This is a genomic window from Streptomyces sp. A1277 (assembly GCF_004795015.1).
Lineage (GTDB): Bacteria > Actinomycetota > Actinomycetes > Streptomycetales > Streptomycetaceae > Streptomyces.
Map to the genome: position 1 here is coordinate 38,948 of NZ_SSBI01000013.1, position 12,553 is coordinate 51,500.

11 protein-coding genes and 2 pseudogenes are annotated in these 12,553 nt (G+C 72.0%); 7 read left to right on the forward strand and 6 right to left on the reverse strand.

Features of this window, described 5'->3' with window-relative positions; translation table 11 throughout:
• Positions 1-157: 157 nt before the first annotated feature.
• Positions 158-2,170 (reverse strand): bifunctional glycosyltransferase 87/phosphatase PAP2 family protein, encoded by a 2,013-nt coding sequence (locus E6R18_RS11245; protein WP_136316825.1) that lies wholly within the window; start codon positions 2,168-2,170, stop codon positions 158-160.
• Positions 2,171-2,409: 239 nt separating this feature from the next.
• Positions 2,410-2,832 (reverse strand): annotated as a pseudogene (locus tag E6R18_RS11250) (serpin family protein); the annotation flags it as partial.
• Positions 2,833-2,927: 95 nt separating this feature from the next.
• Here E6R18_RS11250 and E6R18_RS11255 point away from each other — a divergent pair.
• Positions 2,928-3,416: a GNAT family N-acetyltransferase gene (locus tag E6R18_RS11255; protein WP_136316741.1), complete on the forward strand. Its 489-nt coding sequence runs from the start codon at positions 2,928-2,930 to the stop codon at positions 3,414-3,416.
• A gap of 6 nt (positions 3,417-3,422) precedes the next feature.
• Here E6R18_RS11255 and E6R18_RS11260 read toward each other — a convergent pair whose 3' ends face one another.
• A complete protein-coding gene (locus E6R18_RS11260; RefSeq protein ID WP_136316742.1) occupies positions 3,423-5,486 on the reverse strand; it encodes an MDR family MFS transporter in 2,064 nt (687 codons plus the stop codon).
• A 138-nt stretch (positions 5,487-5,624) separates the two neighbouring features.
• On the opposite strand from E6R18_RS11260, the gene E6R18_RS11265 reads away from it, so the two are divergent.
• From E6R18_RS11265 to E6R18_RS11285, 5 genes are all read left to right on the forward strand, one after another.
• Positions 5,625-6,671 carry a peptidoglycan-binding domain-containing protein gene (locus tag E6R18_RS11265; RefSeq protein WP_136316743.1) on the forward strand — a complete coding sequence of 349 codons (1,047 nt, stop codon included), beginning with the start codon at positions 5,625-5,627 and terminating at the stop codon, positions 6,669-6,671.
• Between the two features lie 196 nt (positions 6,672-6,867).
• Entirely contained in the window at positions 6,868-7,530 is a 663-nt protein-coding gene (locus E6R18_RS11270) for an HAD-IA family hydrolase (protein WP_136316744.1), read from the forward strand.
• Positions 7,531-7,865: 335 nt separating this feature from the next.
• Entirely contained in the window at positions 7,866-8,510 is a 645-nt protein-coding gene (locus E6R18_RS11275; RefSeq protein ID WP_136316745.1) for an HNH endonuclease family protein, read from the forward strand.
• Positions 8,511-9,001: 491 nt separating this feature from the next.
• A complete protein-coding gene (locus tag E6R18_RS11280; RefSeq protein ID WP_136316746.1) occupies positions 9,002-9,460 on the forward strand; it encodes a DoxX family protein in 459 nt (152 codons plus the stop codon).
• A gap of 235 nt (positions 9,461-9,695) precedes the next feature.
• Positions 9,696-10,355: a VTT domain-containing protein gene (locus E6R18_RS11285; protein ID WP_136316747.1), complete on the forward strand. Its 660-nt coding sequence runs from the start codon at positions 9,696-9,698 to the stop codon at positions 10,353-10,355.
• Here the strand turns inward: E6R18_RS11285 and E6R18_RS11290 are convergent.
• The 3 genes and pseudogenes from E6R18_RS11290 to E6R18_RS11300 form a co-directional block, all read right to left on the reverse strand.
• Entirely contained in the window at positions 10,345-10,566 is a 222-nt protein-coding gene (locus E6R18_RS11290) for a DUF2277 domain-containing protein (protein ID WP_136316748.1), read from the reverse strand. The two genes, E6R18_RS11285 and E6R18_RS11290, sit on opposite strands and share 11 nt — an antisense overlap.
• Positions 10,567-10,613: 47 nt before the next feature.
• Positions 10,614-10,847, reverse strand: a pseudogene (locus E6R18_RS11295) (hypothetical protein); the annotation flags it as partial.
• Between the two features lie 89 nt (positions 10,848-10,936).
• Positions 10,937-12,094, reverse strand: a complete 1,158-nt coding sequence (locus E6R18_RS11300) for an RNA-guided endonuclease TnpB family protein (protein ID WP_136316826.1) — start codon at positions 12,092-12,094, stop codon at positions 10,937-10,939.
• 24 nt (positions 12,095-12,118) lie between these two features.
• Between E6R18_RS11300 and tnpA the strand changes: the two genes are divergently transcribed.
• Entirely contained in the window at positions 12,119-12,547 is a 429-nt protein-coding gene (gene tnpA, locus E6R18_RS11305) for an IS200/IS605 family transposase (protein WP_136316749.1), read from the forward strand.
• Positions 12,548-12,553 lie beyond the last annotated feature (6 nt).

The window sequence follows — 12,553 nt, forward strand, 5'->3', positions numbered from 1 at the left end:
AGGCGCTCGGGGACGCCTCGTTCGTCGCGCAGGTCATCCCGTTCCAGGTGCTGGTGCTCTCGCCGGTGATCCTGGCCGGGGTGCGGGGACGTCTGCACGTCTCCCCGCACCCCTTCGGTCCTCTGCGTACGCCGGGTTCGCGCACGTACGCCGACGGCTACGGCTTGCCCGCCACCGCCTCGCCGTCCGCCTCGGCGGCGGGGGCGGGTGCCGGGCCGGGCACCCGGGGGGTCGTCCTCGGCGGCAACCCGCGCGGTGCCTCCGGTTCCGCTCCCGCTTCCGCTTCCGCTCCCCGGAGCCTGCGCGGTCCGGCGAGCACGTAAGCGATGAGGAAGCCGAGCGCGACGACCGCCGCCCCGCCCACCGCGTCCAGCACCCAGTGATTGGCGGTCGCGACGATCGCGGAGACCGTGAACAGCGGATGCAGCACCCCGAGCACCTTCATCCACACCTTCGGGGCGAGCAGCACGATGACCACCCCGCACCACAGGGACCAGCCGAAGTGCAGCGACGGCATCGCCGCGTACTGGTTGGTCATCGACGTCAGCGCCCCGTAGTCCGGCTTGGCGAAGTCCTGGGCCCCGTGGACGGTGTCGATGAAGCCGAGCCCGGGCATCAGCCTCGGCGGGGCCAGCGGGTAGAGCCAGAAACCCACCAGGGCCAGGAGCGTGGCGAAGCCGAGGGTGCTGCGCGCCCAGCGGTAGTCCGCGGGGCGGCGTACGTAGAGCACGGCGAGGATCGCCAGCGGCACGATGAAGTGGAACGTCGAGTAGTAGTAGTCGAAGAAGTCCCGCAGCCGGCCGGCCCCGGCGACCGCGTGGTTGACCCGGTGCTCGATGTCGATGTGCAGCCACTGCTCGATCGAGTGGATCTGCCGGCCGTGCCGCTCGGCGGTGGCCCGTCCCGCCGTCGCGGCCAGCCTGACGTGCGCGTACGCCGAGTAGACGACCCGGATCAGCAGGAGTTCCAGCAGCAGGTTGGGCCGGCTGAGCACGCGCCGCCACAGCGGCAGCAGCGGCACCCTGCTCCAGCGCGCCGGGACGGGGACCGCGTAGCCGGTGGGGACGGGCCGCTGCCAGTACGGGGAGGTGCGCGGCAGGAACGGGGCGGCGCAGGCGGCCCCGAGCGCGGCGATCAGCAGCACGTTGTCGCGTACCGGGAACACCGCACCGACGTTCGGCAGCAGCATCGTGCCCGGCAGGGTGGTCACGAGGACCACGACGGCCGGCCACACCATGCGGTCGGAGGCCCGCCGGCCGGCCCGGCCCACGACGGCGAACAGCACCCACAGCAGCTGGTGCTGCCAGGCGGTCGGTGACACGGCGACGGCCACGCAGCCGGTCACGGCCACGGCGAGCAGCAGCTGCCCGTCGCGCGCGTACCGCACGGCCCGGCGCAGGCCCACGAAGCAGACGGTGGCGGCCAGCCCCAGGAAGAGCGCGATCTCCGGCGGCCCCTGAAGGCCGAGGCGCAGCAGCGCGCCGTGCAGGGACTGGTTGGCGAGGCTGTCCGCCTGGTCGCCGAGTCCGGTCCCGGCGACGTGGTGCACCCAGTACGTCCACGAGTCGTGCGGCATCGCGGCCCAGGCCAGGGCCGTGCACGCGGCGAACGCGGCGCCGCCGGTCAGGGCCGCCCGGCGCCTGCCGGTCAGCCAGAGCAGCGCGGCGAACAGCAGCACGGTCGGCTGGAGGGCGGCGGCCACCCCGATGAGGACGCCGGCCTTGTGTTCGCCCCGGACGGCGAAGAGGCCGCCGAGGACGAGGAGGACGGGCAGGATGCTGACCTGGCCGAGGTGGAGGGCGTTGCGCACCGGCAGCGAGAGCATGAGCAGGCTGATCGCGACGGGCGCGGCGAACAGGGCGGTGCGCCGTCCCACGGGCCCCGGCAGGGCGCGGGCCGCGACGACACCGAGTGCGGCGACGAGCAGCAGCGAGCCGAAGGTCCAGGCGACGCCGAGGCTCTGCTCGGCGGTGCGGGTCAGCGGCTTCAGGACCAGTCCGGCGAAGGGGGTGCCGGTGAACCGGTCGGTGTCGTAGAGCGAGCCGGTCACATGGAGCACACCGTTCTCGCCGATCCACGTCTCCAGATCGGTGAGCCGTTCGCCCGGCGGCTGCCGCAGCACCACCGCCATCTGCCGGACGGCGAGCGCGGCGACGACCAGCCAGAGCACCGCCCGTGCCGGTCCGGTCCTCGCTCCCGCCGTCGCGCTTCCGCTCCCGCTCCGCTCCGCATTCGCCACCCTGCGCCGACCCTCCCAAGGTCTGTCGCCGGCCAGTTCGTCCGGCATGTGTGCAACCTTCGCATTGCGCTATGAGGTAGGCCCAATCAACCCGCTCTTCGTCTGACCGTCATCCCGCTTCATCCCCCAAGACTGCCTGGCCGGCCTTCCCGGGCGGGTCGGCGCGCCTCCTCCCAGCGCGCCGTGAGCGCCAGGACGTTGACGAGCACCAGCAGCATGTCGTCGTCCACGGCCGGCGGCAGCCGCTCGATGAGCCCGCCGGTCGCCTCCCGCACCCAGGCGTCGATCGCGTCGGGGTCCATGGGCCCGAAGCGGATGCCGGGCAGCGCCTCCCGGCACTCCGGGTGCACGGGCGTCCGGGTCCACACCCGCGTCGCCACCCCGACCCCGTCCGTGGCCGCCAGCTCGCGCGCCGCGGCCGTCGCGGCCCGGGCCGCCTCCCCCTCGGCCACCCCGAGCACGGCCCGCAGCTCGTCGGCGGTCTCCTCGCGCGCCCCTGCCGCGAGCGCCGCCAGGGCCAGCCACAGCCCGGCGGGCGAGCAGACGAAGCTCCCGCCGGGCCGGGCCGGCTCCCGTATCCACCGCTCGCCCAGCCGCTGGACCGCCCAGGCCCCGTTCTCCCGTACCACCGCGCCACCCCCTCGAAATCGCTTGGTCCACACACGTGTGCGGTAGTCAGAATGGCCCAATGACCTGGACCATGACGCCCGAACCCTTCGACTCCGCCGATGCCGCCCGGCTGCGGTGGGACTACTACGACGAGGTGGCAAGCCGCTACTGGGGGCGCCCCGCGACGGCCGACGAGATCGAAGACGGGCTCACCGACGACGGCGCCGAACTGCTCGGGGACCCGACCGGTGACTTCGTGGTCGGCCGCTTCGCGGGCCGGGCGGCGGCCTGCGCGGGCCTCGTCCTGGTGGACGCGGAGGTCGCGGAGCTGACCCGGGTGTTCGTACGCCCGGAGTTCCGGGGCACGGGCGGCGGCGCGCTGCTGCTCGCGGCGGTCGAGTCCCGGGCGCGTGCGCTGGGCCTGAGCCGGCTGCGCCTGGACACCCGTCACGACCTGGTCGAGGCGCGCGGCCTGTACGCGAAGCACGGCTACCGCGAGGTCCCGGCCTTCCACCACCGCGACCCGTACGCCGAGCGCTGGTTCGCGAAGGAGCTGCGGGCGGCGTAACCCCCGTCACTCCTCCCGGTGCGGATGGCCGGCCGCGTGGTCGCGCTTCGGCTCCGGGCTGTGCGGGCGCTCCCTGCTCGAACCGCTCGTCTCCGCCGACAGCTCGGAGACCAGCGCGACCAGGTCGGTCGGCCGGTCCGGCCCCCACCAGTCGCCCAGCAGCTCGGCCAGCGAGTCCTCGCGGGCCTGCCCGAGCTTCACCACCGCCTCCGCGCCCGAGTCGGTCAGCACCATCTGCACCCCGACCCGCCGGACGAGGCCGCGCCCCTCCAGCTGCCGGGCCGCCTCGTTGATCACCCGCAGCGGTACGGGGGCCACCTCGGCGAGTCGGGCGGGCTCGACGGTGCCGTGGCGTCGGATGCGCAGCAGCATCCAGCTGGCGGCGGGCTGCAGGTCGAAGCCCGCCTTCTCGGTGATCTTGACGTAGACCTCGCGCCGCCCCTCCCGGGTGGCCAGGACGGACAGGGCCCGCGCGCACTCGTCGTACGAGGACCGCTCGACCGGGTTGGGTGCCAGGGTCTCGCTCGTGTCGGGCGCCGTCACCGAACCGCGCAGCTTGTCCTCCTTGAGGAACCAGGCGAAGAGGAAGGCGACCAGGACGACGGGCGCCGCGTACAGGAACACGTCGGTGATCGACGTCGAGTACGCCTGGAGCACGGGCCCCCGCAAGGCCGGCGGCAGCTGGCCGAGGGCGCGCGGGTCGGCGGCCAGGCCCTTCGCGTCGACGCCGGGCGGCAGCGACCGGCCGGCGAGCGCCGCACCGAGTTCGTCGGTGAGCCGGTTGGTGAAGATGGTGCCGAAGATCGCTACGCCGAACGAGGCGCCGATGGACCGGAAGAACGTCGCCCCCGAGGTCGCCACGCCGAGGTCCTGGTACGAGACGGCGTTCTGCACGACCAGGACGAGGACCTGCATCACCAGGCCGAGCCCGGCGCCGAAGACGAAGAAGTAGGCGCTCATCTCCCAGGTGCCGCTGGACACCGTGAGCCGGTGCAGGAGCAGCAGGCCGATGGCGGTGATGCCGGTGCCGGCGATCGGGAACACCTTCCAGCGGCCCGTCCGGCTGACGATCTGCCCGGAACCGGTCGAGGTGAGCAGCAGCCCGAACACCATGGGGAGCATGTGGACGCCGGACATCGTCGGGGTGATGCCGTGCACCACCTGGAGGAAGGTCGGCAGATAGGTCATCGCGCCGAACATCGCGAAGCCGATGACGAAGCTGATCACCGCGACGAGGGTGAAGGTCCTGATCCGGAACAGCTTCAGCGGCAGGACCGGTTCGACGGCCCGCCGCTCCACGTACGCGAAGGCGACCAGGAGCAGCACGGCCAATACCGCGAGGCCGATGATCTGGCCCGAGCCCCAGGGCCAGGTGGTGCCGCCGAGGGAGGCGACGAGGACCAGGCAGGTGGCGACCGAGGCGATGAGGAAGGTGCCGAGGTAGTCGATGGTGTGCTTCGTCCGGCGGACCGGGATGTGCAGCACGGCGGCGATCACGACGAGGGCGACGACCCCGATGGGGAGGTTGATGTAGAAGACCCAGCGCCAGCTGAGGTGCTGGGTGAAGAAGCCGCCGAGCAGCGGGCCGAGGACGCTCGTCGCGCCGAACACGGCCCCGAAGAGCCCCTGGTACTTGCCGCGTTCGCGCGGCGGGACGATGTCGCCGACGATCGCCATGGACAGCACGATCAGACCGCCGCCGCCGAGCCCCTGGAGGGCGCGGAAGCCGATGAGCTGCGGCATGTTCTGGGCGATGCCGCAGAGCGCGGAGCCGATCAGGAAGATGACGATCGCGGCCTGGAACAGCTTTTTGCGGCCGTACTGGTCGCCGAGCTTGCCCCAGAGCGGGGTCGCGGCGGTGGAGGCCAGCAGATAGGCCGTGACCACCCACGACAGGTGTTCGAGTCCGCCGAGGTCGCTGACGATGGTGGGCAGCGCGGTGGAGACGATGGTCTGGTCGAGCGCGGCGAGCAGCATGCCGAGAAGCAGTGCGCCGATCGCCACCAGGACCGACCGCGTGGAGCGGTCCGCGCCGGGGGCCTGGGCCGTGGGGCTCAGCTGCTGGGCCATGAAACATCTCCTCGGATGATCCGCTACACACCCATCCTGTCTGTTCCGTCCGGTTATGGCCTGCCGAGAGGCCGCATGATTGGGCTTCTCAGCGGCGGGCTGCATAATCGCAACCAGTTCAAGGGGAGGGGACCCACCATGGCCGGACACGTATGCCCGGAGTGCGGTACGGACAGCAGACCGGGCACCGGTCCCGGCTGCGCCTGCGCGAGCCGCGCACCGCGGTACGCCACCGACCGGGAGCGGGCCGCCGAACAGCAGCGCATCGCCGAGGCGCACCACGCCGGCCGGTCGGCGGAGATGGCCGCGGCGGAGGACTTCGACCCGCTGCGCATCCGCCCGTACGTGACCCTGGGCGGCGACACGGCGGCGCCCACGCCTCCCGCGCCGGACGGCCGGCACGGCTACGGGCCCGGCCCCGAGGGCGACGCCGCCACCACGATGCCGCTCTTCCTCCACCCGGCGGGCCCCGCACCGGACGCGCGGGACCCGGCCGGCGGTCCGCCGGCCGGGCTCCTCCTCACCGGCCGGGACCCCGTCTCGCCGCGCCGCCGCAAGCCGTTCGCCGCCCTGGTCGCCGGGGCGGCCGTGGTCACGGTGGTCGGCACGGCGGCGTTCATCGGCGGGCTGTTCAACGGGGACGACAAGGGCGAGATCGACCTCGACCAGGCCCTGCCCTCCACCGTGGCCAGCCTCCCCGACGAGAGCGTCGAGCCCGCGCCGTCCACGACGTCCTCCGCCTCCGCCCCGCCGTCCCGCTCGTCCTCCCCCACGGCGACCGCCTCCGCCTCCGCCCCGGCGTCCGCGCCTCCCTCGGCGACCGCCTCCGCTTCCCGCTCCGCCACGGCCTCCGCGACGGCGTCCGGGGCGGGCGCCCCCTCGCCTCCCGCGGCGACGGAGAGCAGCCGCCCGCCGGCGGGCGTGGCCCCGCCCGCCGATTCGACGGGCGACTCCTCGACCCTGCGGCGCGGCGACCGCGGCCCGGAGGTGGCGGAGCTGCAGAACCGGCTCAGGGAGGTCTGGGTGTACAACGGTCCCGTCGACTCGGACTACGCGGACCGGACGGAGCAGGCCGTACGCGACCTCCAGATCTGGTGGAACATCGAGGGCGACCCGGAGGGGGTCTACGGGCCGAAGACCCGGCAGCGCCTCGAAGCGATGACGACGGGACGAGGACGCCGCTGACCTGCACCGCGTCACCCCGGCACGGGGAGCCGAGCGCTCCCGGGCCGGGGTGATTCGCTTTCATCGGCCGGTTTTTGTATCGTGGAGGAACAAAGTGGCCTCCGCGCGCACACCCTGACCGGCGAGCGGGGGCCGCTTGATCTCTTCCCGCGCCGCTCCCCGGCGGCGTTCGCTTCCCCCGTTCTGGAGCCCGCCCATGCCGGCCACCGCCCTCACCGCCCGCGCACTCCTGCTCGACATGGACGGGACCCTGGTGAACTCCGACGCCGTCGTGGAACGCTGCTGGCGGCGCTGGGCGCTGCGGCACGGACTGAACCCGGAGGAGGCGCTGAAGGTCGTCCACGGCCGGCAGGGGTACGCCACGATGGCGGTCCTGCTGCCCGAGCGCCCGATGGAGCAGAACTACGCGGACAACCGGGTGATGCTCGCCGAGGAGACCGCCGACACCGAGGGCGTGGTCCCGGTCGGCGGCGCCTCCGCCTTCATGGACGCCATCGCCGCCCTCCCGCACGCCCTGGTCACCTCGGCCGACCTGGCGCTGGCGACGGTCCGGATGGACGCGGCCGAGCTGCGGATGCCCGACTTCCGCGTCACCGCCGAGAGCGTCGGCGCCAGCAAGCCGGACCCGGAGGGCTTCCTCAAGGGCGCCGCCGGACTGGGCTTCGCCCCGGCGGACTGCGTCGTCTTCGAGGACTCCGAGGCGGGCATCGCGGCGGGCCGGGCGGCCGGTATGCGCGTCGTGGGCGTCGGCCCGCGCGCGGCGGCCCTCTCCCCCGACGCGCACGTTAAGGACCTGAGCCACCTGCGGGTGGAGGCGGCGGCGGACGGCGCGATCACCCTGCACTTCGACGCGCGGTAACCACCCGCCGGGGCCGCTCACGCCCCACCGCACACCCGCACCACGAACTGCCGTACGGCCCCCACCCGCACCGGGTGGGGGCCTTACGCATGCACTCCCACGCAGGCCGGAAGCCTTGCGCCGACCGGGAACTGGCGCACCCTCAGTTTTCTGCGCCCGCGCACACGGACCCGCACGCCCCCCGTACGGCGAGCCCCTGCGTCAGACCCCTTGATGTGACGTGCCCATGTCGCCACTCTGTTACCTGGCGCCCACCCCACGGAAACCCGGCGCCGCCACGATGGCCGGGCCGTCCCTGGACGGCCCGTCATTCCCCCCACATCAAGGGAGTTCGCATGTCAGGTGTCTACGCGCGTCGCATAGCCGTACTCGCCGCATCCGCCGCCCTCGCGGCCACCACCGGCCTGCTCACCGCCCCCAGCGCCCAGGCCGCCATGCCCACCCCGATCGCCGCGTCCACCGCACGCACGTATCTGAGCCAGCTCACCGTCAAGGCCGAGGGCTCGTCCAGCGGTTACAGCAGGGACAAGTTCCCGCACTGGATCACCCAGTCGGGAGCGTGCAACACCCGCGAGGTCGTCCTGAAGCGGGACGGCACCAACGTCTCACAGGACTCCAGCTGCGCCGCGGTGAGCGGCAGTTGGCACTCGGAGTACGACGGGGCCACCTGGACCGCCGCATCCGATCTGGACATCGACCACATGGTCCCGCTCGCCGAGGCGTGGCGCTCCGGCGCCTCCAGCTGGACCAACGCCCAACGACAGTCGTACGCCAACGACTTGACGCGCCCACAGCTGATCGCGGTCACGGACAACGTCAACCAGGCCAAGGGCGACAAGGACCCGGCGTCCTGGCTCCCGCCGCGCGCCGCGTACAAGTGCACCTATGTGCGCGCCTGGATACACGTGAAGCACTACTACGAGCTGACCGTCGACTCGGCCGAGAAGTCGGCCCTCCAGTCCGCGCTCAGCGGCTGCTGAATCCGCTCCGCGGCAGTCCACGACCCCTGCCCGGTGGCCCCACCGGCCGGCGCCCGCACGACGGGCCGGCCGACGGGGCCACCGACGTGTTTTCGGCCTACTACGACTGTCCATGACAAGCGCCACACGAACCGGCCACCCGGCGACGGGCCCGACCGGCCCCCAGCGGCCCCCAGCGACCCCCAACGGCCCCGAGAGGGCCGGAACTCCACCGGTACTCCAGCGAAAAGAAAGGCGTGCCATGGTCGGGGGCGTCAACCCCCGGCACCCACCCCCCATGGCCGGAAAACTGCGCCGTCATTGGTTCAGGCCAAGCCAGGGAAGGAAGGCGCCCAGTTCGCGGCGGTATTGGTCCGCACGCTGACTCATGACAGCCCGTCGAATTTCAGCCAGTCGACAAAACGTTGAACTTGCAAGTATTGGTGAGGTCTACCTAATCTTTTGCGCTCAGTCGGTTCACGTCCCCACCAGACCGAAGGAGCCCTCCCCCCATGTCCACACACCTGCATCGGGCCCAGCCCTATGTCCTCGCGCTCTTCCGCATCGTCGTCGGCCTGCTCTTCGCGTGCCACGGTGCCGCCTCGGTCTTCGGCGTGCTCGGCGGCGCCAGGGGCGGCGGCTCCATACCCGCCGGAACCTGGCCCGGCTGGTACGCGGCGGTCATCCAGCTCATCGGCGGCGTCCTCGTGGCCCTGGGCCTGGGCACCCGGGTCGCCGCCCTGATCTCCTCCGGCTCCATGGCGTACGCCTATTTCAGCGTTCATCAATCCGGGGGACTCTTCCCCCTGCAGAACGGCGGTGAACCGTCCGCCGTCTACTGCTGGGTCTTCCTGCTGCTCGTCTTCACCGGTCCCGGAGCCTTCGCCCTGGACCGGCTGTTCTCCACCCGCGCCCCCGAGCGGCTGGATCAGGACCACACGACGGAACAGAGCTCCCCGGTCGCCGTCTGACCCACTCCCCCTCCCCCGGGCCCGCTGCCGACCGGGCCCGCCGAACCCCACGCGTACCGCCGGGAAAACCGCTCCCCGGCGGTACGTGTTCGAGCGCCGCTCGACCGGGGTGCCGAACATCACGCATATATATGGATCTCCAGGTGAACGGCAGGCGTACGCTGTACAGCTGACCCTGCCGCTCCTGCCGCTCCCCTGCGACGTCGCGGCGTTGTTAACGATCGGGGAGTAGAAGGTGCTGGAGAGTGTGGGTGCGCTGACCGGCAGCCCATGGATCTACGCTGTGGTCGCCCTCTCGGTGCTGCTGGACGTCTTCCTCCCCGTGCTGCCCAGCGGCGTGCTGGTAATCACGGCCGCCACGGCCGCGGCCGCGGGCACCACCGGTGTGGCCGCCGACGCGGCGGGCGCCGCCCGCCAGGTCACCGAGGTGCCCTCCCTCCTGGCCCTCCTCCTGTGCGCGGCCACCGCGTCGGTGCTCGGCGACCTGGCCGCTTACCGGCTGGCCCGGCACGGCGGCGAGCGGCTGGACCGCGCCATCGCCCGCTCCCGTCGCCTCACCTCCGCGCAGGAACGTCTCGGCGCCGCCCTGAGCCGGGGCGGCGGCATCCTCGTCGTCATCGCGCGCTTCGCCCCGGCCGGGCGCTCGGTCGTCTCGCTGGGCGCGGGCGCCTCGCACCGCAAGGTGAAGGAATTCCTGCCGTGGTCGGCCGTCGCCGGGCTGGCCTGGGCCGGCTACAGCGTGGGCCTCGGCTACTTCGGCGCGCAGTGGCTGGGCGCGAGCTGGCTGGGCACGGCGATCTCGGTCCTCGCCCTGTTCGTCGCGGGCTCCTTCGCCGCGCTCCTCATGCGGCGCCCGGCCGCCGCGGCAGCCGCCGCCTCGGTCTCTACGTCCTGACACCACCGCGTATCTCCAGGCCGTCCAGCAGCCGGGCGGTCGCCTCGGCGATCTCGTCCACGGCACGGTCGAAGACTTCCCTGTTGTGCGCGGCCGGGGCGCGGAAGCCCGACACCTTGCGGACGAACTGCAGGGCGGCGGCGCGGATGTCCTCCTCGGTGGCCTCTTCGGGGAGGGCGGGCGGTCGGAGCGTCTTGATACTGCGGCACATGTCTCCAGTGTGACCCCCACCACTGACAACAGCACACGGCCGCCCGGTCAGACGACCGGCTTGGAGCGCCCCGTGCACAGCGCCCAGATCACGAAGGTGTCGATGGCGAGGGAGACGACCGCCCAGACCGGCTGGTAGGGCAGCCACATGAAGTTGGCGATCATGTTGAGCGCCGCCAGCCCCACACCGGCCCCGCGCGCCCAGGCCGAGCCCCGGAGGATGCCCCAGCCGACGACGGCGAGGACGACGCCGAGGACGAGGTGAATCCATCCCCAGGTGGTGGCGTCGAACGTCAACTACCCGGCCCTGAAGGGCCAGGCTTGGAGGTAGAGCCCGACTGGCTGCCGGGTGAGCTCCTCCGTCCAGCACCCTAAGCGGGCCCAGGGGCGCGTGACTCCGCCCCGCTTCGCCACAACTCCAGCGCTCGCGCGCGGACGTTGCGGGAGCCATTGCGGTCGGCGTGATCAACGAATCCGCACGACCGGCATGCGAACCGTCCCTGAGAGACACGGTTCAGCTTGTCTGTGTGCCCGCACTCCGCGCACGTGCGGGAGGTGTAGGCGGGATCGACGAACAGGACGGGCACTCCGGCGCGGCGCGCCTTGTACTCCACGAACTGTTCGAGCTGGGCGAAGGCCCAGGAGTGCAGCGCGACCCGTTGGGGCTTGCGGAGCCGTACCCGTTGGCGGATACCGGCAAGGTCTTCCATGCCGATTCCGCGTCCGGTGCGTTCAGCCTCGGTCACGATGCGCTTGGCGATGATGTGGTTGGCCTCGGTCGCCTTGCGCCGCTCCTTGCGGCGCTGCCGCTTGAGGAGCCGCTTGGCGGACTTGGTGCCCTTCTTCTGGAGCTTGGCCCGCAGGGCAAGCTGACGCTTGCGGTAGCGGTTCAGCTCACGTCCGGCGTGGATCTTCCCGTCGGATGTGGTGGCAATGTTGACGATGCCGAGGTCCACGCCGAGGAAGTCTGTCGGCTCGTACTGCTCGGCCTCGGGGACCTCGCACGTGGCGATCAGGAACCACACGCCGTCGCGGTGCACGAGATCGGATTCGCCCTTGCGGTGCTCGGCCAGGAGCTTGCGGGCCGGCCCGGAACAGGCGAACCGCACCCCGCGCACGCGCCCGACCGTGGTCCAGATGGACACGGTCTGCTCGTCCACCTTCCAGGACAGACACCGGTCGTCGTACGGCTGCGCGGCATCGGGCCGGAACGTGATCGGCTTCGACTCGGCCTTGGCCCGGCGCTTCGAGCCCGGCTTGCCAAGGTTTCCCGCCCGGATGTTCGCCCGCAGGGTGGTGTAGGCATCGGCGACCTTCCGCAGCACGTGCAGCGCGGGCTGAGCCGACAGGCCCCACGTCTTGAGGTCGTAGTAGGCGAAGCCCTGCAACGCCTTACGCGAGGTCTCGCCCCGCCGGTGCCCCTCACCGGAAAGCCAGTTCGCCGCATCGTTCGCCGTGCGCCAGGTCGCCTCAAGCGCCGACGCCACCTCGGGCGACGGCATGAGCTTGACCTGCACCACGACCTTCATACGGATCACCGTAGCATCGTGTCTATGTCACCGAGATGGGAATCAAACCCGGACATCCGCAGGGGCCGCAGCGTCGTCCATACCCTCCACGCGCATCTGGTCTTCGTACCGAAGTACCGGCGCAGTGTCTTCACCGACGAGATCCTGACCAGGTGCGAGGAGATCATGCGGGAGGTGTGCGCCAAGGCCAACGCCGAGCTGCGCGAGTTCAACGGCGAACGCGACCACGTTCATCTCCTGGTCCACTACCCGCCGCAGGTCAAGCTCTCCGCCCTGGTCGGCTCCCTCAAGGGCGTCTCCGCGCACTACCTGCGCAAGGAGCACGCCGACCACATCCGCACGTGCCTGTGGGGCGAACACTTCTGGTCGCCGTCCTACTTCGCTGCCTCCGCAGGCGGCGCACCGCTCGCCGTGGTCAAGGAGTACATCGAGAACCAGAAGCGGCCAGGCTGACCGTCA

What these genes read in the sequence shown, in the direction of transcription:
- E6R18_RS11280 (WP_136316746.1), top strand. Translation starts at nt 9,002, where the DNA reads ATGTCCACACACCTGCATCGGGCCCAGCCCTATGTCCTCGCGCTCTTC.
- E6R18_RS11265 (WP_136316743.1), top strand. Translation starts at nt 5,625, where the DNA reads ATGGCCGGACACGTATGCCCGGAGTGCGGTACGGACAGCAGACCGGGC.
- E6R18_RS11255 (WP_136316741.1), top strand. Translation starts at nt 2,928, where the DNA reads ATGACCTGGACCATGACGCCCGAACCCTTCGACTCCGCCGATGCCGCC.
- E6R18_RS11300 (WP_136316826.1), bottom strand. Translation starts at nt 12,094, where the DNA reads ATGAAGGTCGTGGTGCAGGTCAAGCTCATGCCGTCGCCCGAGGTGGCG.
- E6R18_RS11260 (WP_136316742.1), bottom strand. Translation starts at nt 5,486, where the DNA reads ATGGCCCAGCAGCTGAGCCCCACGGCCCAGGCCCCCGGCGCGGACCGC.
- E6R18_RS11270 (WP_136316744.1), top strand. Translation starts at nt 6,868, where the DNA reads ATGCCGGCCACCGCCCTCACCGCCCGCGCACTCCTGCTCGACATGGAC.
- tnpA (WP_136316749.1), top strand. Translation starts at nt 12,119, where the DNA reads ATGTCACCGAGATGGGAATCAAACCCGGACATCCGCAGGGGCCGCAGC.
- E6R18_RS11290 (WP_136316748.1), bottom strand. Translation starts at nt 10,566, where the DNA reads ATGTGCCGCAGTATCAAGACGCTCCGACCGCCCGCCCTCCCCGAAGAG.
- E6R18_RS11275 (WP_136316745.1), top strand. Translation starts at nt 7,866, where the DNA reads ATGTCAGGTGTCTACGCGCGTCGCATAGCCGTACTCGCCGCATCCGCC.